This window comes from Dokdonella sp., assembly GCF_017744955.1.
In the GTDB taxonomy this organism is placed as follows: domain Bacteria; phylum Pseudomonadota; class Gammaproteobacteria; order Xanthomonadales; family Rhodanobacteraceae; genus Dokdonella_A.
The window spans coordinates 25961-45210 of record NZ_JAGIAG010000010.1; the positions used below are offsets into that span (position 1 = coordinate 25961).

Consider the following 19250-nt stretch of genomic DNA (forward strand, 5'->3'; position numbering starts at 1 on the left):
CATGGATCTGAGCTACATCCTCAATCACCTCGGCGAGGATCGCGAGCGCTACTTCGGCGCGGTCGCGCCGCCGATCGTGCAGTCGTCGATCTTCGCCTTCCCGAGCGTGGCGAAGATGCGCGAGGGCTTCCGCGACGAGCTGGGCGAGCACGTCTACACGCGCGGCAACAATCCGACCGTCGAGATCCTGCGCAAGAAGGTCGCCGCGCTGGAGGGCGCCGAGGACTGCCTGATGTTCGGCAGCGGCGCGGCGGCGATGTCGGCCGCCGCGGTCGCCTGCGTCGACGGCGGCGACCACGTCGTCTGCGTCGCGCGGCCCTACAGCTGGACGCGCGCGGTGCTGCGCGACCTGCTCGGCCGTTTCGGCGTGACGACCAGCTTCGTCGACGGCACCGACGTCGCCCGCTTCGAGGCCGCGCTCGGCGAACGCACGCGCCTGATCGTGCTGGAAAGCCCGAACTCGATGACGTTCGAGCAGCAGGACCTGGCTGCGGTGGCGACGATCGCGCACGCCCGCGGCATCCGCACGCTGTGCGACAACAGCTACGCGACGCCGCTGAACCAGTCGCCGCTGGCGCTCGGCATCGACCTGGTCGCGCACTCGGCGACGAAGTACCTCAACGGCCACAGCGACGTCGTCGCCGGCGCGCTGTGCGGCCGCTCCGAATTGATCGCCGAAGTGTTCCGCGGTCCGTACATGACGCTCGGCGCGATCCTCGCGCCGCACGACGCCTGGCTGATGATCCGCGGCCTGCGCACGCTGCCGATCCGCATGCAGCGCATCGCCGCGACGACGACGGACGTGCTGGCCTACCTCCAGGCGCATCCGCGCGTGCGCCGCGTGTACTCGCCGCGCGCCGGCGCCAATCCGCAGCTCGCCCTCACCGAGCGCCAGCTGCGCGGCGCCAGCGGCCTGCTGACGATCGAGCTGGACGCGCCCGACGTCGCCGCGGTCGAACGCTTCTGCGACGGGCTCACCCGTTTCCTGATGACGGTGTCCTGGGGCGGCTACGAGTCGCTCGCGTTCCCGGTTTGCGCGGTGTATCCGCGCGATTCGCCGTTGCATCCGGCGGGCGCCTTGCCGCTGAGCCTGGTGCGCCTGTCGATCGGGCTCGAGGACGCCGAAGTGCTGATCGCCGACCTGGAGCAGGGATTCGCGCGGCTGTAGGCGATGTGCGCGCGGGCGCTCAGGCGGCCAGCGCGAACAGGCGCCAGCTCAATAGGCCGACGCCGAGCGCGAGCAGCAGGAGCACCACGGCGATCCCGTTGAGCAGGCGACCGAGCCGCAACGCGGCGTCGCCGCGGCGGATCGGCGTGTCGCGCAGCACGCGCGCCCCGGCCAGCGGCCAGCGCCGCTGTTCGGCCACGCGCCGCGCGGTGCGGGCCGAATGGCCGGCGAGCAGCAGCAGGCAGAGGCCGCTCGCCGTCGTCGCCAGGCCGATCCACAGACGCAGCCGTACGATCAACTGTTCGGTGGACAGCGCAGCCGATTGATGCAGCATCCATTGGTGAAACGCGAACACGCCCCACACGGCGGCGATCGCCGCCGCCGTCAGCACGATGAAGGTCGTGCGGCGCAGACCCGCATCCGCGCGCTGGATGTCGATGCTCATCGGCGACTCCCCCGGAACGCTGCGACTATAGTCATCCGCGCGCGCGGGTGGTGTGCCGTCCGTCGCCGATTCCGCGCCGCTGTTATCCTTGCGCGATGAAACGACTCCTATTGCTCGCGCCGCTGTTTCTGGCGGCGTGCCAGTCCCAGCCGCACCGATCCGACGAATCCGCATCGACGTCCGCGCCGACCTCGATCGACGGGCAGTACGACAATCACGAGCAGGTCTGGGCCATGCGCGAAGGCGGGGCGAGCCCGCCGGCGCACGTCGTCGTCGCGATCGAGCCGACGCGGCGTTCGGACTGGACGATCTGGCACGTGCGCCTGGACGCCGTACCACCGCTGTCGGCGGCGTGGGCGATGCAGCGCATCGATGCGACGACATGGCTGCCTCACCGCGCCCTGGTCGCCGCAGCGCCGGGCGGCGACGCTTTCGATGCGCAGCAATGGGCGCCGCTCGATGCCTGCGTCCTGCGCGGCGAATCATCGCCGGGCGGAATACGCGCCAAGGCGGACGTGGCGGCCTGCAGCGCGCTCGCTCCCGGGATCGGCGCGCAGGCGGCGCTGCTGCCTATCGCGCTCGACGCCGAAGGCGAATGGCTGCGCCTGCGTCTGTACGCCGACCAGGCGCGCGGCGCGGAGGCGCGCACCGACGCGCGTCGCGTCGCGTACTTCGGCGGCTGGGCCGCGATCAACGGCGGCGGCCCCGGTGCGGCGGCCGACAGCCGCGACTGGCACATGGATCGCAACATCCGACTGGGCAGCGAGGGCGGGCGCGCACCGCTGTTGTGGCGCGACGGCAAGCGTTCCGGCTACTCGCTGTCGCTGGAACGGTTGACCTATCGCGACGGCAACGTGCCGGTGCTGAAGCTGTCGATCCTCGACGACGCCGACGGCCGCACATTGGCGTACGCCTGGGCGAATCCGCAGGCGACGCGGATCGGCATCAATCTGGGCTGGGTCCAGGTCGGCCTGGATCGTGCGTCTTCTTCGCCGTGAAAGGCGGCCGCGCGTGATACGGAGTGTCAAGCCTTAACGGCCGCTCCTTCGTATTCTCGGCCTCTCGTCCCGTCCGCAAGGCCATTCCATGGAACCGATCACCTGGAGCGATTTCGAGAAGGTGCTGATCGTCGCCGGCACCGTGCTGCGCGTCGAACCGTTTCCGGAGGCGCGCAAGCCGGCCTACAAGTTCTGGGTCGATTTCGGTCCGTACGGCGAGAAGAAGACCAGCGCGCAGGTCACGAGCCTGTACGCGCCGGAGCAACTGGTCGGCCGGCAGATCGTCGGCGTGATCAATTTTCCGCCGAAGCAGATCGGCCCGTTCGTGTCGGAATTCCTGCTGACCGGTTTTCCGACCGACGATGGCGTCGTCGTCACCGCGATCGAGCGGTCGGTGCCGAACGGGACGCGGATGGCGTAGCGGAAGAGCGGTTGGACGCGGATTCGGCAGATAGACACGGATAAGAAAAGACCATTCGGAAAATGCTCTATCCGCGTTGATCCGCCGAATCCGCGTCCAATGCTTTTCGTGTGATCAGACCGCCTCGAAGATGCCGGCGGCGCCCATGCCGGTGCCGATGCACATCGTGACCATGCCGTACTTCTGCTTGCGCCGGCGCAGGCCGTGGATCAGCGTCGCCGCGCGCACCGCGCCGGTGGCGCCGAGCGGGTGGCCGAGCGCGATGGCGCCGCCGAGCGGGTTGACCTTGGCCGGATCGAGGCCGACGTCGCGGATCACCGCCAGCGCCTGCGCGGCGAAGGCTTCGTTGAGTTCGATCCAGTCGAGCTGGTCCTTCTTGATGCCGGCCTGGTCGAGCGCCTTCGGGATCGCCGCGATCGGGCCGATGCCCATGACCTCCGGCTTCACGCCGGCGACGGCGAAACCGACAAAGCGCGCCAGCGGCGTCAGGCCGTAGGCCTTGATCGCGTGCTCGCTGGCCAGCAGCAGGGCGCCGGCGCCGTCGGACATCTGCGAGGAGTTGCCGGCGGTCACGCTGCCGCCGTTGCGGAACACCGGCCGCAGCTTGGCCAGGCCTTCCAGGCTGGTGTCCTTGCGCGGGCCTTCGTCGGCGGCGATCACGCGCGCGTCGTCGCGGATCGTGCGCGTGGCGAGATCGGGGTAGTGATCGGCCAGCGTGAACGGCGCGATCTCCTCGGCGAACTCGCCGGCGGCCTGGGCGGCCAAGGCCTTCTGGTGCGAGCCGAGCGCGAAGGCGTCCTGGTCCTCGCGGCTGACCTTCCACTGCTCGGCGACCTTCTCGGCGGTGATGCCCATGCCGTAGGCGATGGCGACGTTGTCGTCGGTGAACGCGGCCGGGTTCATCGCGATCTTGTGGCCCATCATCGGCACCATGCTCATCGATTCGGTGCCGCCGGCGAGCATCAGGTCGGCCTCGCCGAGGCGGATGCGGTCGGCCGCCATCGCGATCGCCTGCACGCCGGACGAGCAGAAGCGGTTGATGGTGGCGCCGGGCACCGTGTCCGGCAGGCCGGCCAGCAGCACGCCGATGCGCGCGACGTTCATGCCTTGCTCGGCTTCCGGCATGGCGCAGCCGATGATCGCGTCGGCGATGCGCGCCGGGTCGATGCCGGGCGCCTGCGCGATCGCGGCGCGGATCACGTGGGCGAGCAGGTCGTCCGGTCGCGTGTTGCGGAACACGCCGCGCGGCGCCTTGCCGACCGGCGTGCGCACGGCGGAGACGATGTAGGCGTCCTGGATTTGGCGGGTCATGTCGTTCTCTCTCGTAAAGGTTGTGAGTGAGCGGCCAAGCGGTGAGCGGCGAGCGGAGAAAGCTTCTTCCGCTCACCGCTTGGCCGCTCACCGCTCCCTGGCTAGTTCCTGAGGGGCTTGCCGGTCGTCAGCGTGTGCTGGATGCGCTCCTGCGTCTTCGGCATCTGCGCCAGTTCGAAGAAGTGCTTGCGTTCGAGGTCGAGCAGCCACTGCTCGTCGACCTGCGAGCCTCGCTCGATCCTGCCGCCGCAGAGCACGTCGCCGATGCGCGTGGCGATCTCGTTGTCGTGCGCGGAGATGAAACGGCCTTCGAGCATGTTGACCAGCGCCATCTTCAAGGTCGCCAGGCCGACGTCGCCGGCGACCGTGACGGCGTCGGCGGGCAGGGCGGGGCGGTAGCCGGCTTCGGCCATCGCCAGGGCGATGCGCTTGGCGACGTAGAGCAGTTCGAACGCGTTGAACACGACGACGTCGTCGGGGCGCAGCAGGCCGAGCTGCTTGGCTTCGAGCGCGCTGCCGGACAGCTTGGCCTGCGCGACCGTCTCGAACAGGCGCTTGACCTCCGGGAACGGATCGCCGTCGGCGGCACGCTGCGCGGCGCGCACGGCGATCTCCTTCAGGCCGCCGCCGGCCGGCAGCAGGCCGACGCCGGCCTCGACCAGGCCGATGTAGCTTTCCAGCGCGGCGACGGTGCGCGCGCAATGCATCTGGAACTCGCAGCCGCCGCCGAGGGCGAGGCCGCGCACGGCGGCGACCACCGGCACCAGCGCGTACTTGATGCGCTGGCTGGTGCGCTGGAAGTTCGCGATCATCGATTCGAGCAGGTCGATCTTGCCGGCCTGCACGAAGCCGAGCATGCCCTTCAAGTCGGCGCCGGCGGAGAACGCCTCGCCGGTCTGCCAGATCACCAGCCCCTTGAGGTTCTTCTCGGCGTAGCCGATCGCGTGCTGGATGCCGTCGAGCACGGCGTCGTTGACCGTGTTCATCTTGGTCTTGAACGAGACGATGCCGATGCCGTCGTCGCCGAGCTGCCACAGGCGCACGCCGTCGTTCTCCCACAACGTCGTGCCGGTGTCGAACTTCTCGCCGAGCAGGGCGTCGGGGAACAGCTGGCGCGCGTAGACCGGATGCTGCGAGCGCGGCTCGTCCTTGCCGCTCTTCGGCGAATACGAACCGGCGGCGTGATGCACGCCGTCGACCCTGCCGACCCACTCGGGCAGCGGCGCCGAACTCATCGCCTTGCCGGCGGCGATGTCCTCGGCGATCCAGCCGGCGATCTCGCGCCAGCCGGCGGACTGCCAGGTCTCGAACGGGCCGAGCTTCCAGCCGTAACCCCAGCGGATGGCGAAGTCGACGTCGCGCGCGGTCTCGGCGATGTCGGCGAGGTGATAGGCGCTGTAGTGGAACAGGTCGCGGAACACGGCCCACAGGAACTGCGCTTGCGGATCGGCCGACGCACGCAGCTTGGCGAACTTCTCGACCGGATTCTTGATCGCGAGGATCGCCGCGACTTCCTCGCTCGGCTTGGCGCCGGACGCCGCGTAGTCCTGCTTGGCGAGGTCCAGCACGACGATGTCCTTGCCGCGCTTGGTGTAGATGCCGGCGCCGCTCTTCTGGCCGAGCGCGCCCTTGGCGATCAGCGCGGACAGCCACGCCGGCGACTGGAAGTGGGCGTGCCAGGGATCGTTCGGCAGCGTGTCGGCCATGGTCTTGATCACGTGCGCCATGGTGTCGAGGCCGACCACGTCGGCGGTGCGGTAGGTCGCGCTCTTCGGGCGGCCGATCGCAGGTCCCGTCAGCGCGTCGACGAGGTCGAAGCCGAGGCCGAACTGCGCGGTGTGGTGCATCGTGGCGAGGATCGAGAACACGCCGATGCGGTTGCCGATGAAGTTCGGCGTGTCCTTGGCGTAGACGACGCCCTTGCCGAGCGTGGTGGTCAGGAACGCTTCCAGGCCGGCGAGCACGTCGCGGTCGGTTTCGCGGTCCGGGATCAGCTCGACCAGGTGCATGTAGCGCGGCGGATTGAAGAAATGGATGCCGCTGAAGCGCGCGCGCAACTTGACTGGCAGCGCGTCGGCCAGTGCATTGATCGACAGGCCGGAGGTATTGCTCGCGATCACCGCAGAATCAGAAAGATACGGGGCAATCTTCTTGTAGAGATCGAGCTTCCAGTCGAGCCGTTCGGCGATCGCCTCGATGACCAGATCGCAGCCGCGCAGGGCCTCCAGGTGTTCGTCGTAGTTCGCCGGCGTGATTCCGGCCACCTTGGATTTTTCCGCCAGCGGCGCCGGCGACAGCTTGGCCAGATTCGCGATCGCCTTCTGCGCGATGCCGCTCTTGTCGCCCTCCTTGGCCGGCAGGTCGAACAGCAGGGTTTCGACGTCGGCATTGGCCAGGTGCGCGGCGATCTGCGCGCCCATGACGCCGGCGCCGAGTACAGCGGCCTTGCGGACGCGAAGGGGCGGATGACTCATGGAAAACTCCGGATTGAATGGAATGGAATGAAAAAGGGGTTGATGAAAAGCCGGCCATGAATGGCCGCGGGTGACATTGGGAAAACCGTGTGCGTCGGATCTGTTCTCGTCGAATCGAAACAGCGCTGAGGACGATCGCAGAGGGCGAACCGGCGACTCCGGCCGGATCGCCTCGACGCTATGCCCTGAGGCCGGCGGCGGCGAAACGGATCAGATGTTCGGCGGTGCGTTCGCGATGGGTCGCTTCGGACGTTTCGCCGCGGCGCTTGATCATGCCGAAGTCGGCCATCGCATAGGTGAGGGCACCGGCGACGATGTCGAGCCGCCAGTACAGTTCCTCCTTGTCCAGGTGCGGCAGCAGATGCGCGAAGGCGGTGGCGAATTCGCGCAGCACGTGGCCGTAGTTGTCGGACAGGAACTTGCGCAGGCGCTCGTCGTGCTCGGCATAAGCGCGCGCCAGCACGCGCACGAACGCGGCTCCGCCGGCGCTGTCCATGGACTGTTCCAGCGCGGGACGCACGAACGCGTCGAGGACGTCCTCGAGCACGTGCTCGGGATTGGCGTTCACCGCGGCGAGCGCAGCGAGGCGATAGCGGTTGAGTTCGTCGAGGCGGCGGCGGAACACTTCCTCGATCAGGCTTTCCTTCGAGCCGAAGTGATAGTTCACCGCGGCGAGATTGACCTTCGCCGCGGCGGTCACCTGGCGCAACGAAGCACCGGCAAAACCATGGCGCGCGAACAGGGTTTCGGCGACGCCGAGGATGCGTTCCTTGGTGGAAAAATTCGGCTGGCTCGGAGGCATGGTCGATCCGATGCGGTCAAACGACCGTTTGAATACTAGGTCAGTGGGCGAGCGGAGGTCAAATCGGCACGATGCGCGGTGTCAAATTGCGTGAAAACTAGCTAGAATCTTGCACGATAATGTGAGCTAAGCCTGCGGATCGCCGCGGATTTGGCGTTATAACGGCAACTCGCCGCCCCTTCGATTCAATCCCACGGAGACACCTTGCAATGGCGCTGGAGCGCACCCTTTCCATCATCAAGCCCGACGCGGTCGCGAAGAACGTCATCGGCGAAATCTACTCCCGTTTCGAGAAGGCGGGGCTGAAAGTCGTCGCGGCGAAGATGAAGCATCTGTCCCGGCGGGAAGCCGAGGGTTTCTATGCCGTGCATCGCGAGCGTCCGTTTTTCGCGGCGCTGGTCGATTTCATGATTTCCGGTCCGGTCATGATCCAGGCGCTCGAAGGCGACAACGCCGTGCTGAAGCACCGCGATCTGATGGGCGCGACCGACCCGAAGAAGGCCGCATCGGGCACGATCCGTGCCGATTTCGCCGATTCCATCGACGCCAATGCCGTGCACGGCTCCGACGCGATCGAGACGGCAAAAGTGGAAATTGCGTACTTCTTCGCAGAAACCGAACTCTGCCCGCGCTGAGCATCGGGCCTTTCGTGAATCGCATTCCGTGACGACGACCAAAGCCAACCTGTTCGACTACGACCGCCAGGGTCTGCGCGACTTGTTCGCGCAGCTCGGCGAGAAACCGTATCGCGCCGATCAGGTGATGAAGTGGATCTACCACCGTCACGTCACGGATTTCGCGCAGATGACCGACGTCGGCAAGGCCTTGCGCGACAAGCTTGCCGACGCCGTCGAGATCACGCCTCCGAAGACGCTGTTCGAGAAGCAGGCCAGCGACGGCACGTACAAGTGGCTGCTCGGCATGGACGGTTCCAACGCGATCGAGTCGGTGTTCATCCCGGAAACCTCGCGCGGCACACTGTGCGTGTCCTCACAGGTCGGCTGCGGGCTGAACTGCCAGTTCTGCTCGACCGCGACGCAAGGCTTCAACCGCAACCTGTCCGCCGCCGAGATCATCGGCCAGGTCTGGGTCGCGGCCAAACACCTCGGCAACGTGCCGCATCACCAGCGCAAGCTCACCAACGTCGTCATGATGGGCATGGGCGAGCCGCTGCTGAACTTCGACAACGTCGTCACCGCGATGAGCGTGATGCGCGACGACCTCGGTTTCGGCCTCGCCAACAAGCGCGTCACGCTGTCCACCGCCGGCCTGGTGCCGATGATCGACAAGCTGTCGGAGGCCAGCGACGTCTCGCTGGCCGTGTCGCTGCACGCGCCGAACGACGAGCTGCGCACCGAGTTGGTGCCGCTGAACAAGAAGTACCCGATCAAAGAACTGCTCGACGCCTGCGCACGCTACGCGGCACGCCGCCCGCGCACGACGATCACGTTCGAATACACGATGCTGAAAGGCGTCAACGACCAGCCCGAGCACGCGCGCCAGCTGATCAAGCTGATGCGCAAGGTGCCGTCGAAGGTCAACCTGATTCCGTTCAACCCGTTCCACGGCACGCGCTTCGAGCGCTCCGACGAGAACGTGATCCGCGCGTTCCAGAAGATTCTGCTCGACGCCGACGTGCTCACGATGGTGCGCCGCACGCGCGGCGACGACATCGACGCGGCGTGCGGGCAGCTCAAGGGCCAGGTCGCGGACCGCACGCGTCGGCAGGCGGAATTCCGGCGCAAGCTGGAGCAGGGAGTCGCCGATGCGGCTTGAGCGCGTGCTGGCCTCGCTCGCGCTGGCGGCGGCTGCGCTGCTGCTCGCCGCCTGCGGCAGCGGCTCGATCGGCAACGTGAAGAAGGAGAGCGCGGCGACGCAGAAGCAGGAAGCCGCGCGCACGCGTACCGACCTCGGTCAGAAATACATGCAGCAGGGCAAGCTCGAGATCGCGCTCGAGAACCTCAACAAGGCGCTCGAATATGATCCGAACTACGTCGACGCACACACCGTCATCGCCGTGCTGTACGAGACGATCAACGAGCCGGCCAAGGCGGGCGAGCACTACAAGCGCGCGACCGAGCTGAAGCCCAAGGGCGGCGGCGAGGCGAACAACTACGGCTGGTTCCTCTGCCGGCAAGGCCGCTACGACGAGTCGCAGACGTATTTCGATCGCGCGCTGGCCGATCCGTTCTACCAGACGCCGACGCTCGCGCTGACCAATTCGGGCACCTGCTACGCCAGAGCCGGCAAGCGCGACGAGGCCGACCAGCGCCTGCGCCTGGCGCTGGAGCAGAACCCGCACGACGGCGAAACGCTGATCCAGCTCGCCTCGCTCGCGTACGACAAGGGTGATTTCCTCAAGGCGCGCGGCTTCATCCAGCGCTTCGAGGCGCTTTCGCCGCAGCCGCGGCCGGATGCGCTGATGCTCGGTCGCAACATCGAACTCCGGCTCGGCAACGGCAGCGCGGCGGGCGACTACACGCGCCGTCTGCTGCAGGCCTTCCCGGATTCGGAGCAGGCACGCTCGCTGAACGTGCAAGGGTCCTCGTGATGTTCGCAGAAGACCGTCGACCGATGACGGGTGTTCCACCAGGGGTGAAGCCGGCAACCGACGAGCACGCACGCGACGTGCCGGCGGCCGGTGTAGAGAACGCGGGAGGGGGCGGCCAGATGACGCTGCCATTGTCCGGAGAAATCCACGTCATGAGAGCCGCAGAGGCCAACGAAATGAATGAACTGAGTTCCGAAATGCGCGACGAGGGTGCCGTCGCCGCACACGAAGGCGTGGATCAGATGAATGTTTCGCTCGGCCAGCGGCTTCGCGACGCGCGCGAGGCGCGCGGCTTGAGCCGCGCGGACGTCGCCGCGCGCCTGAAGCTGCCGTTGAGCCTGATCGGCAAGCTCGAAGGAGACGACTACCAGGGCCTGACCGAAGGCGTGTTCCTGCGCGGCTATCTCGGCAGCTACGCCAAGCTGGTCGGCGTGCCGATCGAGCACGCCACCGACGTCGCCGCCGCGCATGCGCGCCCGGCGCCGCTGGTCGCGACCGGCACGGTCTCGCGCTCGCGCTACCTGTTCGATCGCTACTCGGTCAGCGCCACGTACTTGATCCTGACCGCGATCATCGTCGTACCGGCGGTCTGGCTCGCCACGCACGGCGGCCTCGAGCAGAACCTTGCCCGCACCACGCCGCTGGACCCGCCGGCGACCGTGTCCACCGCGTTGCCGGATCCGGCGACGCAGTCGGAAACGGCGAACGTGGATCCGACGGACGCCGGAACCGCGGGAGCCGCCGCGACGACGACCGAAGCCGTGGCCGCGCAGACGCCGCCGCCGGCGCCAGTCGAGCAGGCGCCGGTGATCGCGTCGATGACCCCGTTCACCACCGCGTCGAGCACGCCGGCCGCCGAGGCGCCGAAACCGGCCGAGGCGGCGGCCGCGGTCGGCAGCGGCGAGCACACGCTGCAGCTGAAACTGAGCCAGACGAGCTGGGTGGAAATTCTCGGTGCGAACGGACAGCGCCTGGAATACGCCACGCTGACCGCCGGCAGCGAGCGCAGCTATCGCAGCGACGGTCCGATCTCGGTCCGCCTCGGCAACGCGCAGGGCGCCGAAGTGCGCTCCGACGGCAAGCCGGTCGACCTGGCACCGTTCCAGCGCGGCAACGTCGCGCATCTGAAAGTGTTCGATGGCGGCGGTAGCCGCGTCGAGCAGTGACCTCGCCAATCTGAACTCTTCCGCACCTGCGGCCGCCACCGGCGGCCGCGCTGGCGCGGTTTCCTGATACCCTTCGCTGTCCCGTCCGGCGGCCGCGCATCGCGGCGTCCGGCGCGCGCGTTTCCGCATTCCCAGGTGATGAGCATGGCTTTTGACGATCTCGACGAACACGAGCAAGGCGAACTGGCCCGCAAATGGCTGCGCGAGAACGCAGTCTCGATCGTGGTCGGCGTACTGCTCGGCATTGTGCTGCTTTTCGGTTGGCAGCAATGGAAGGCGCGTCAGGCGCGCCACACGCTCGAGGCCGCCGCGCAGTTCCAGGCGCTGAGCGACGCCGTCGAGGCGAAGCGCGACGACGACGTCGGCAAGATCGCCGAGACCTTGCGCAAGGATTTCCCGAACAGCGCCTACGCCGTGTTCGCCGCGATGCACCAGGCCGACGGCGCGAGCAAGAAGAACGATCTCGCCGGCGCCGCCGCTGCGCTGGAATGGGCCCGCGCCAACGCGGGCGCCGACAGCCTGAAGGCCCTGGCGTCGCTGCGCCTGGCCCAGGTCAAGCTGGCGCAGGACGACGCCAATGGCGCCCTCGCGCTGCTCGACGGCATCACCGCCAAGGGCGAGTACGAAGGACTCGGCAACGAGATCCGCGGCGACGTCCTGGTCAAGCTCGGCCGCACCGACGACGCGCGCAAGGCGTATCAGGACGCGCTGACGAATCTCGACGCGCAGGCGCCGAACCGCAACTACGTGCAGATGAAGCTCGACGACCTCGGCGCTTCGGCGGCCGCACCGGCCAGCGCGCCGGCGAAGGAGAAGCTCGGCTCATGACGCGCGCTCCGTCTCTCATCAAGAACGTTCCCGTCGCCGCCGTTCTCGTCGTCGCGCTCGGCGCGACGCTCAGCGGCTGCAACTGGATCAAAGGGCTCGGCAAGAAGGACAACGTCGAGCCGCCGACGCCGCTGACCGAATTCGCGCCGACCGTGCAGGTCGACCGCGTCTGGAACGAGAGCGTCGGCAAGGGCACCGGCGACTCCGGTGCGCGCATGGCGCCCAGCTCGGCGAATGGCCGCCTGTACGCGGCCAGCATCAACGGCACCATCGAGGCGTTCGACGCCGCCACCGGCCGCACGGTATGGCAGCAGCAGCTCGGCAAGCGCTCCGGCAGCGGCTGGCGTTTCTGGAGCCGCGGCGACAACTCGCTGCGCTGGAGCGGCGGCCCGACGGTTTCCGGCGACCTGCTCGTCGTCGGCGGCCTCGACGGCCAGCTCTACGCGCTGTCCTCGCAGGACGGCAGCGAGCGCTGGAACGTGCAGATGACCTCCGAGATCATCGCGCCCCCGGCGATCGCCGACGACACCGTCGTGGTGCGTACGAACGACGGACGCCTGAGCGCAGTGAGCGCCAGCGACGGCAGTCCGAAGTGGGTCTTCGAGCAGCAGGTGCCGGCGTTGAGCCTGCGCGGCAGCTCGGCCCCGCTGATCGTGAACGGCATCGTCTACGACGGTTTCGACAACGGCAAGGTCGTCGCGGTGCGCCTGCAGGACGGCGCGCCGATGTGGACGCAGACGCTGTCGAACGCGGAAGGCCGCACCGAAGTCGAGCGCCTCGCCGACGTCGACGGCGACCTCGTCAGCGACGGCGGCAACGTGTACGCGATCGGCTATCGCGGCCAGGTCGCCGCACTCGCGCCCGACAGCGGTCGGCCGTTGTGGCAGCGCGATCTGTCCAGCTACGTCGGTGCCGCGGTCGGCGGCGCCACCGTGGTAGTGGTCGGTGCCGACGGCAATGTCTGGGCGTTCGACCGCGAGACCGGCGTCAATCTCTGGAAGCAGGACCAACTGAAGTACCGCTGGCTCAGCGCGCCCGCGATCGAAGGCAAGTACGTGGTGGTCGGCGACGTCGAAGGCTACGTGCACTGGCTGAATCTCGAAGACGGCAAGTTCGCCGCGCGCGAGCGCCTCGGCAAGAAGCCGATCGAAGGCGCACCGCTGGTGGTCGACGGCACCGTCTACCTCGAAGACGTGAAGGGGCGCATCGGCGCGTATCGCGCCCGGTAGGCCCTGGCAAGAATTTTTCCTCGCAGAGACGCAGAGATCGCGGAGAAAAACGAAGGACGATCCTTTTTCCTCTGCGATTTCTGCGTCTCTGCGAGAGGACCGCTTTTCCCATGCCCGCCGACACGCTCTGGAGCCCTCGATGCTTCCGGTAGTCGCCCTGGTCGGGCGTCCCAATGTCGGCAAGTCGACGTTGTTCAACGTGCTCACGCGCACGCGCGACGCGCTCGTGCACGATCTGCCCGGCGTCACGCGCGACCGCCACTACGGCGTGTGCCGGCTGGTGGAGGAGAGGCACTTCCTGGTCGTCGACACCGGCGGCCTGATCGACGATGCCGCCGGGCTCGACGCGCAGACCGCGCGCCAGGCCGAACTCGCCATCGAGGAAGCCGACGTCGTGCTGCTCACGGTCGACGCGCGCGACGGTCTGCTGCCGACCGACCGTTCGATCCTCGATCGCCTGCGCCGCTCCGGCAAGCCGACGCTGCTGATCGTCAACAAGGTCGACGGCCTCGACGAGCACGGCGCGCTGGCCGAATTCGCCGCGCTCGGTCTCGCTTCCGTGTTCGGCGTCTCGGCCGCGCACGGACGCGGCGTCGACCCGCTGCTCGACGCGGTCGTCGCGGCGCTGCCCGAGCCGAGCGCCGATCCGCTCGCGGCCGAGCCCGACGACGGCATCCGCGTCGCGATCATCGGCCGCCCCAACGCGGGCAAGTCGACCCTGGTCAACCGCCTGCTCGGCGAGGAGCGCGTGATCGCCTCCGACGTGCCGGGCACGACGCGCGACTCGATCCGCATCGCGCTCGAACGCGACGGCAAGCGCTACACGCTGATCGACACCGCCGGCGTGCGCCGCCGCGCGCGCATCGAGGACGCGCTGGAGAAATTCAGCGTGATCAAGTCGCTGCAATCGGTGGAAGCCGCGCACGTGACGGTGCTGATGCTCGACGCGCGCGAGGGCGTCTCGGACCAGGACACCTCGCTGCTCGGCCACGTGCTCGAATCGGGCCGCGCGCTGGTCGTCGCCGTCAACAAGTGGGACGGCATGGACAAGTACCAGCGCGAGCAGTGCGTCGCTTCGCTCACGCGCAAGCTCGACTTCGCCGCCTGGGCGCGCCAGGTCTTCATCTCCGCCTTGCACGGCAGCGGCATCGGCGAGCTGATGAAGGCGATCAACCGCGCCTACGCCTCGTCGAACCACAAGTTCACCTCGTCGGAGCTGACGCGCGCGGTCGAGACCGCCTACCAGGCCTACCAGCCGCCGCTGGTGCGCGGCCACACGCCGAAGCTGAAGTTCGCCCATCCGGCCGGCACCAATCCGCCGACGATCGTGATCCACGGTGGGCGCACCAAGCACATCGCCGACGGCTATCGGCGCTACCTGGAAAACTTCTTCCGCAAGCGCTACCGGCTCGAAGGCACGCCGATCCGCATCGAGTTCCGCGACAGCGACAATCCCTACGCGGGCAAGCGCAACGAGCTCACCGAAGGCCAGCAGCGCCGACGCACGCGCATGATCCGCAACGCGAGACGCGGCAAGCACTGACGCGATGCGCGCGGCGCTGACGATCGCGATCCTGGCCGGCGGCGCGGCGACGCGACTGCAAGGGCGCGACAAGGGACTCGAACCGCTGTGCGGTCGCCCACTGGTCGCCTGGACGATCGAGGCCGCCGCGGCGATGGCGGCGGTGCCGATCCTGATCGTCGCGAACCGCAATCCGGACGCCTACGCGGCATTCGCCAGGACGATTCGCGACGATCTGGCGGGTTTTCGCGGACCACTGGCCGGTGTCGCTGCCGCGCTCGCCGTGTGCGACACGCCTTGGCTGATGACCTTGCCGGTCGATTGTCCGCAGCCGCCGCGCGATCTCGCCGTGCGCCTGCTCGATGCGACACGGGCCGAGTCCACGAAGGCGGCAGTCGCGCACGACGGCGAGCGCCGGCAGCCGTTGTTCGCGATCTATCGACGCGAGCTGGCGCCCGACGCCGCGACGGCGGCGGCGCAAGGGCAGGGCGTCTGGCAATGGCAGAACGCGATCGGCGCGCGCGAGCTTGATTTCGCCGACCGCCGCGCGCAGTTTCGCAACTTGAACACGCCGGAAGATTTCGCCGCCTATGCCGCCGAGCACGCCCGCTGAATTCGAGACTCGACTGTCGGTCGCCGCTGCCCGGCGATACGTGATCGAGCTGTGCGCGGCGCGACGCTTGCCGAGCGAATCGGTCGCGCTGGAGTCCGCCTTGGGTCGCGTCCTCGCAGAGGACGTGATTGCTCCGCACGACCAGCCGCCGTTCGCGAACTCCGCGATGGACGGCTTCGCCCTGCGCGGCGAGGACCTGCCCGGAGCCGGCGAACATCGCTTCCGGCTCGTCGGTCAGGTGCTGGCCGGCGCCGCCTCGGCGCCCGCCTGCGGGCCCGGCGAATGCGTGCGCATCACGACCGGCGCGCCGTTGCCGCCGGGAGCCGACAGCGTGGTCGTCAAGGAGAACGTGCACGTCGACGGCGACACGGTCGTCGTCGCGGCCGGCGAGGCCGCGTTCGCCAACGTGCGGCCGGCCGGCGAGGACTATCGCGCCGGCGACGTTGCGCTGCGCGCCGGCGGACGACTGACGCCGGCGCGACTCGGCGTGCTCGCCTCGCTGGGCCGCGTGCACGCGACGGTCGCGCGCCAGCCACGCGTCGCATTGTTCGTGACCGGCGACGAGTTGGTGCCGCCGTCGCAGCCGCTCGGTTTCGGCCAGATCCACGACAGCAATCGCTACAGCCTCGGCGCACTGCTGCGCCAGCTCGGCATCGAGCCGCAGCCCATCGCGCATCTGCGCGACGATCCGGTCGCGCTGCGCGATGCCCTGCGCGACGCCGGCGAGCGCTGCGACCTGGTGATCAGCAGCGGCGGCGTGTCCGCCGGCGAAGCCGACTTCCTGCCGGGACTGGTCGCCGATCTCGGCAAGGTCCACTTCTGGAAGGTGCGCATGAAGCCCGGCATGCCGGCGCTCTGCGGCGAGATCGGCGGCGCGCTGGTGTTCGCGCTGCCCGGCAATCCGGTCTCCACGATCGCGACCTTTCTCGCCCTGGTCCGGCCGGCCTTGGCGGCGTTGCAGGGCGCGACCGACGATGCCGCGCCGGTCTGGCGCGCGCGCCTCGCCGCGCCGTTGACGAAGAGGCACGACCGCGCCGAATTCCTGCGCGCGACGCTGCAATCGCGCGAAGACGGAGCGCTGTGGGCGATGCCGCTCGCGAAGCAGGGCTCGGGCATGCTGCGCGGCGTGGCCGAGGCGAATGCGTTGATCTTCGTGCCCGAGGAGACGCGCGAACTCGCCGCCGGCGCGGTGGTGGAAGCGTGGCCGCTGCCGGGACTATGCTGAGGTCATGAACGCGTTGCCCAATTCCGTTGCTCCGCAGGACACGCTCGAGATCGATCCCGTCGACGCGCTCGAGCGCCAGCGCGGCGGCGCCTTGCTGATCGACGTGCGCGAAGACGACGAGCGCGCGGCCGGCCTTCCCGCCGATGCGGTCGGCCTCGCGCGCGGTTCGATCGAGGCGCGCATCGGCGAATTCGCGCCCGACCGCGAGCGCGAGATTCTCGCCATCTGCGCCAGCGGCCGGCGTTCGCTGCTCGCGGTCGAGACGCTGCGCGCGCTCGGCTACGCGCGCAGCCGCTCGGTGCGCGGCGGCTTCCTGCGCTGGAAAGGCGAGGGGTTGCCGATCGAGCAAGGCTCACTCGACGCGGATTCCGCCGAGCGGTACGCCCGGCATCTGGTGCTGCCGGAAGTCGGCGTCGCCGGCCAGCGGAGGCTGGCGCGGGCGCGCGTCGCATTGATCGGTGCCGGTGGACTCGGCGCGCCGGCCTCGTTGTATCTGGCCGCGGCCGGCGTCGGCCGCATCACCTTGATCGACGACGACCGTGTCGAGCGTTCGAACCTGCAACGCCAGGTGGTACATGCCGACGCGCGCGTCGGCGTCGCCAAGACCGAGTCGGCCAGGATCACGCTGAATGCGTTGAATCCGGGCGTGCGCGTCGACACGATCGAGGAGCGCGTGCAGGCGGCGAACGTCGAGCGCCTGCTGCGCGATCACGACGTCGTCCTCGACGGCGCCGACAATTTCCCGACGCGCTATCTGCTCAGCGCGGCCAGCCAGCGCCTGCGGATTCCGCTGGTCTACGGCGCCGTGCACCGCTTTAGCGGTCAGGTCAGCGTGTTCGATCCACGCCGGGCCGATTCGCCGTGCTACCGCTGCCTGTTCCCGCAGCCGCCGTCGGCCGCGGAAGCGCCGAACTGCAGCGAGGCCGGCGTGCTGGGCGTGCTGCCGGGCATCATCGGCCTGCTGCAGGCCAGCGAAACGCTGAAGCTGCTGCTCGGCATCGGCCAGCCGCTGGTCGGACGGCTGCTCTGCCACGACGCGCTCGCCGGCAGCTTCCGCGAGCTGCGCCTGCCGCGCGATCCGGATTGTCCGGGCTGCGGCGCGAACGCGCGCTTCGGCGGTTACGAGGACGTCGCGCAGATTTGCGCGGGACTCTAGAAAGCCGGTTTCTCGCAAATCCTTCTTGCTCAACTCCCATGCCGCTTCTGCGCGGCATCAAACGCGGCGAGCTGCTCCGGCGTCGCCTCGGGCTGGTGCTTCGCTTTCCACTGCGCGAACGGTTCGCCGTAGATGCGCTCGCGCGCGGCATCCTTGTCGAGATCGAGGCCGCGCTCGGCGGCCGCTTCGCGGTACCAGTCGGCGAGACAGTTGCGGCAGAAGCCGCCGGTGATCATCAGGTCGATGTTCTGCACGTCGGTGCGCGTGCGCAGGTGGTCGAGCAGGCGCCGGAACGCGGCGGCTTCCAGCTCGGTAGCGGTGTCGGTCATTGCGGCATACCTCGATGCGGGAACTGCGGGCCAGGTTTGAGCGCGCCGCGGCGGGCATGGGATAATGCGCGTTTTACACCGGATTCCCAATGGCCGCGCGACTGCTGGATGGACGCCGCATCGCCGACGACGTGCTCGACGGCGTCGCCTCTCGCGTCAAGGCGCGCCTCGCCGCGGGCCTGCCCGCACCGGGACTCGCCGTCGTGCTGGTCGGCGCCGATCCGGCCTCGATGGTCTACGTGCGCAACAAGCGCCGCGCCTGCGCTCAGGTCGGGTTCCGCTCGTTCGACTTCGACCTGCCGGCAAGCACGCCCGAATCCGAGCTGGTCGAGCTGATCGACCGCCTCAACGCCGATCCGCAAATCCACGGCATCCTGCTGCAGCTGCCGCTGCCGCCCGGCATCAACGCGACGGCGCTGATCGACCACATCGACCCGCACAAGGACGTCGACGGCTTCCAGGCCGTGAACGTCGGCCGCCTGGCGCTGCGCCAGCGAGGACTCAGGCCGTGCACGCCGAAGGGCGTGATGACCTTGCTCGCGCACACCGACCGGCCCGTGCGCGGATGCAAGGCAGTTGTCATCGGCGTGTCCAATCATGTCGGCCGACCGTTGATTCTGGAGCTGCTGTTGGCCGGTTGTACGACGACGGGTTGCCACCGCTTCACCGCCGACCTCGAAGCCGAGGTGCGCCAGGCCGACATCGTCGTCGTCGCCGCCGGGCGCCCCGGGCTGGTCAAGGGCGCGTGGATCAAGCCGGGCGCGGTGGTGATCGACGTCGGCATCAACCGGCTCGACGACGGGCGCCTGGTCGGCGACGTCGAATTCCAGCCGGCCGCCGAGCGTGCCTCGTGGATTACGCCCGTGCCGGGCGGAGTGGGGCCGATGACGGTGGCGACGCTGATGGAAAACACGCTGGAAGCCGCCGAAACCTTCTTCGACCATGCCTGACCTCAACCTCCGTTCACGCACGCCGTGCAACGCTGCGGGCCGGCCGCATCCGCGCCGCGCGC

Annotated in this window: 19 protein-coding genes; 14 read left to right on the top strand and 5 right to left on the bottom strand. The window is 68.7% G+C overall.

Features of this window, described 5'->3' with window-relative positions; translation table 11 throughout:
• Position 1: 1 nt before the first annotated feature.
• On the top strand, positions 2-1168 hold the full coding sequence (locus J7520_RS16540) for an aminotransferase class I/II-fold pyridoxal phosphate-dependent enzyme (RefSeq protein WP_291190589.1): 1167 nt from the start codon (positions 2-4) through the stop codon (positions 1166-1168).
• 19 nt (positions 1169-1187) lie between these two features.
• Here the strand turns inward: J7520_RS16540 and J7520_RS16545 are convergent, their stop codons facing one another.
• Positions 1188-1613 (bottom strand): hypothetical protein, encoded by a 426-nt coding sequence (locus J7520_RS16545; protein WP_291190592.1) that lies wholly within the window; start codon positions 1611-1613, stop codon positions 1188-1190.
• Positions 1614-1708: 95 nt separating this feature from the next.
• Here J7520_RS16545 and J7520_RS16550 point away from each other — a divergent pair, with 95 nt between their 5' ends.
• Positions 1709-2611, top strand: a complete 903-nt coding sequence (locus J7520_RS16550; protein WP_291190595.1) for a hypothetical protein — start codon at positions 1709-1711, stop codon at positions 2609-2611.
• Positions 2612-2699: 88 nt separating this feature from the next.
• Entirely contained in the window at positions 2700-3032 is a 333-nt protein-coding gene (locus J7520_RS16555; protein WP_291190598.1) for a tRNA-binding protein, read from the top strand.
• 114 nt (positions 3033-3146) lie between these two features.
• Here J7520_RS16555 and J7520_RS16560 read toward each other — a convergent pair whose 3' ends face one another.
• The 3 genes from J7520_RS16560 to J7520_RS16570 form a co-directional block, all read right to left on the bottom strand.
• Positions 3147-4343, bottom strand: a complete 1197-nt coding sequence (locus J7520_RS16560) for an acetyl-CoA C-acyltransferase (protein ID WP_291190601.1) — start codon at positions 4341-4343, stop codon at positions 3147-3149.
• Positions 4344-4444: 101 nt separating this feature from the next.
• Positions 4445-6817 carry a 3-hydroxyacyl-CoA dehydrogenase/enoyl-CoA hydratase family protein gene (locus J7520_RS16565; RefSeq protein ID WP_291190604.1) on the bottom strand — a complete coding sequence of 791 codons (2373 nt, stop codon included), beginning with the start codon at positions 6815-6817 and terminating at the stop codon, positions 4445-4447.
• A 178-nt stretch (positions 6818-6995) separates the two neighbouring features.
• The gene (locus J7520_RS16570; RefSeq protein WP_291190607.1) at positions 6996-7619 is read right to left on the bottom strand and encodes a TetR/AcrR family transcriptional regulator; all 624 of its coding nucleotides are present in this window, start codon (positions 7617-7619) and stop codon (positions 6996-6998) included.
• Positions 7620-7828: 209 nt separating this feature from the next.
• Between J7520_RS16570 and ndk the strand changes: the two genes are divergently transcribed.
• From ndk to moeB, 10 genes are all read left to right on the top strand, one after another.
• Positions 7829-8254, top strand: coding sequence for a nucleoside-diphosphate kinase (gene ndk / locus J7520_RS16575; protein ID WP_291190610.1), 426 nt, complete (start codon positions 7829-7831; stop codon positions 8252-8254).
• Between the two features lie 28 nt (positions 8255-8282).
• Positions 8283-9395: a 23S rRNA (adenine(2503)-C(2))-methyltransferase RlmN gene (gene rlmN / locus J7520_RS16580; protein WP_291190613.1), complete on the top strand. Its 1113-nt coding sequence runs from the start codon at positions 8283-8285 to the stop codon at positions 9393-9395.
• Complete coding sequence (gene pilW, locus J7520_RS16585; RefSeq protein WP_291190616.1) at positions 9385-10170, top strand: type IV pilus biogenesis/stability protein PilW; 786 nt, start codon at positions 9385-9387, stop codon at positions 10168-10170. The genes rlmN and pilW overlap by 11 nt, the downstream gene beginning before the upstream one ends.
• A 176-nt stretch (positions 10171-10346) precedes the next feature.
• Entirely contained in the window at positions 10347-11336 is a 990-nt protein-coding gene (locus J7520_RS16590; protein ID WP_291190619.1) for a RodZ domain-containing protein, read from the top strand.
• A 144-nt stretch (positions 11337-11480) separates the two neighbouring features.
• Positions 11481-12164: a tetratricopeptide repeat protein gene (locus J7520_RS16595; protein WP_291190622.1), complete on the top strand. Its 684-nt coding sequence runs from the start codon at positions 11481-11483 to the stop codon at positions 12162-12164.
• Positions 12161-13393 carry an outer membrane protein assembly factor BamB gene (gene bamB, locus J7520_RS16600; RefSeq protein WP_291190624.1) on the top strand — a complete coding sequence of 411 codons (1233 nt, stop codon included), beginning with the start codon at positions 12161-12163 and terminating at the stop codon, positions 13391-13393. Before J7520_RS16595 ends, bamB begins: the two co-directional genes overlap by 4 nt.
• A gap of 139 nt (positions 13394-13532) precedes the next feature.
• Positions 13533-14936, top strand: coding sequence for a ribosome biogenesis GTPase Der (gene der / locus J7520_RS16605; protein WP_291190627.1), 1404 nt, complete (start codon positions 13533-13535; stop codon positions 14934-14936).
• A 4-nt stretch (positions 14937-14940) separates the two neighbouring features.
• The gene (mobA, locus tag J7520_RS16610) at positions 14941-15528 is read left to right on the top strand and encodes a molybdenum cofactor guanylyltransferase MobA (RefSeq protein ID WP_291190630.1); all 588 of its coding nucleotides are present in this window, start codon (positions 14941-14943) and stop codon (positions 15526-15528) included.
• Positions 15506-16753 (top strand): gephyrin-like molybdotransferase Glp, encoded by a 1248-nt coding sequence (gene glp, locus J7520_RS16615; protein ID WP_291190633.1) that lies wholly within the window; start codon positions 15506-15508, stop codon positions 16751-16753. The genes mobA and glp overlap by 23 nt, the downstream gene beginning before the upstream one ends.
• Positions 16754-16757: 4 nt before the next feature.
• The gene (moeB, locus tag J7520_RS16620) at positions 16758-17909 is read left to right on the top strand and encodes a molybdopterin-synthase adenylyltransferase MoeB (protein ID WP_291190636.1); all 1152 of its coding nucleotides are present in this window, start codon (positions 16758-16760) and stop codon (positions 17907-17909) included.
• Positions 17910-17938: 29 nt separating this feature from the next.
• On the opposite strand, the gene J7520_RS16625 is transcribed toward moeB, so the two are convergent.
• Positions 17939-18238 (bottom strand): DUF1244 domain-containing protein, encoded by a 300-nt coding sequence (locus J7520_RS16625; RefSeq protein WP_291190639.1) that lies wholly within the window; start codon positions 18236-18238, stop codon positions 17939-17941.
• Positions 18239-18327: 89 nt separating this feature from the next.
• Between J7520_RS16625 and folD the strand changes: the two genes are divergently transcribed.
• On the top strand, positions 18328-19188 hold the full coding sequence (folD, locus tag J7520_RS16630; RefSeq protein ID WP_291190642.1) for a bifunctional methylenetetrahydrofolate dehydrogenase/methenyltetrahydrofolate cyclohydrolase FolD: 861 nt from the start codon (positions 18328-18330) through the stop codon (positions 19186-19188).
• Positions 19189-19250 lie beyond the last annotated feature (62 nt).

Coding starts and splice junctions, on each gene's coding strand:
- der (WP_291190627.1), top strand. CDS start 13,533: ATGCTTCCGGTAGTCGCCCTGGTCGGGCGTCCCAATGTCGGCAAGTCG.
- J7520_RS16545 (WP_291190592.1), bottom strand. CDS start 1,613: ATGAGCATCGACATCCAGCGCGCGGATGCGGGTCTGCGCCGCACGACC.
- J7520_RS16595 (WP_291190622.1), top strand. CDS start 11,481: ATGGCTTTTGACGATCTCGACGAACACGAGCAAGGCGAACTGGCCCGC.
- J7520_RS16560 (WP_291190601.1), bottom strand. CDS start 4,343: ATGACCCGCCAAATCCAGGACGCCTACATCGTCTCCGCCGTGCGCACG.
- ndk (WP_291190610.1), top strand. CDS start 7,829: ATGGCGCTGGAGCGCACCCTTTCCATCATCAAGCCCGACGCGGTCGCG.
- J7520_RS16550 (WP_291190595.1), top strand. CDS start 1,709: ATGAAACGACTCCTATTGCTCGCGCCGCTGTTTCTGGCGGCGTGCCAG.
- J7520_RS16625 (WP_291190639.1), bottom strand. CDS start 18,238: ATGACCGACACCGCTACCGAGCTGGAAGCCGCCGCGTTCCGGCGCCTG.
- J7520_RS16565 (WP_291190604.1), bottom strand. CDS start 6,817: ATGAGTCATCCGCCCCTTCGCGTCCGCAAGGCCGCTGTACTCGGCGCC.
- mobA (WP_291190630.1), top strand. CDS start 14,941: ATGCGCGCGGCGCTGACGATCGCGATCCTGGCCGGCGGCGCGGCGACG.
- bamB (WP_291190624.1), top strand. CDS start 12,161: ATGACGCGCGCTCCGTCTCTCATCAAGAACGTTCCCGTCGCCGCCGTT.
- pilW (WP_291190616.1), top strand. CDS start 9,385: ATGCGGCTTGAGCGCGTGCTGGCCTCGCTCGCGCTGGCGGCGGCTGCG.
- J7520_RS16570 (WP_291190607.1), bottom strand. CDS start 7,619: ATGCCTCCGAGCCAGCCGAATTTTTCCACCAAGGAACGCATCCTCGGC.
- folD (WP_291190642.1), top strand. CDS start 18,328: ATGGCCGCGCGACTGCTGGATGGACGCCGCATCGCCGACGACGTGCTC.
- J7520_RS16590 (WP_291190619.1), top strand. CDS start 10,347: ATGAATGAACTGAGTTCCGAAATGCGCGACGAGGGTGCCGTCGCCGCA.
- J7520_RS16555 (WP_291190598.1), top strand. CDS start 2,700: ATGGAACCGATCACCTGGAGCGATTTCGAGAAGGTGCTGATCGTCGCC.
- glp (WP_291190633.1), top strand. CDS start 15,506: ATGCCGCCGAGCACGCCCGCTGAATTCGAGACTCGACTGTCGGTCGCC.
- moeB (WP_291190636.1), top strand. CDS start 16,758: ATGAACGCGTTGCCCAATTCCGTTGCTCCGCAGGACACGCTCGAGATC.
- J7520_RS16540 (WP_291190589.1), top strand. CDS start 2: ATGGATCTGAGCTACATCCTCAATCACCTCGGCGAGGATCGCGAGCGC.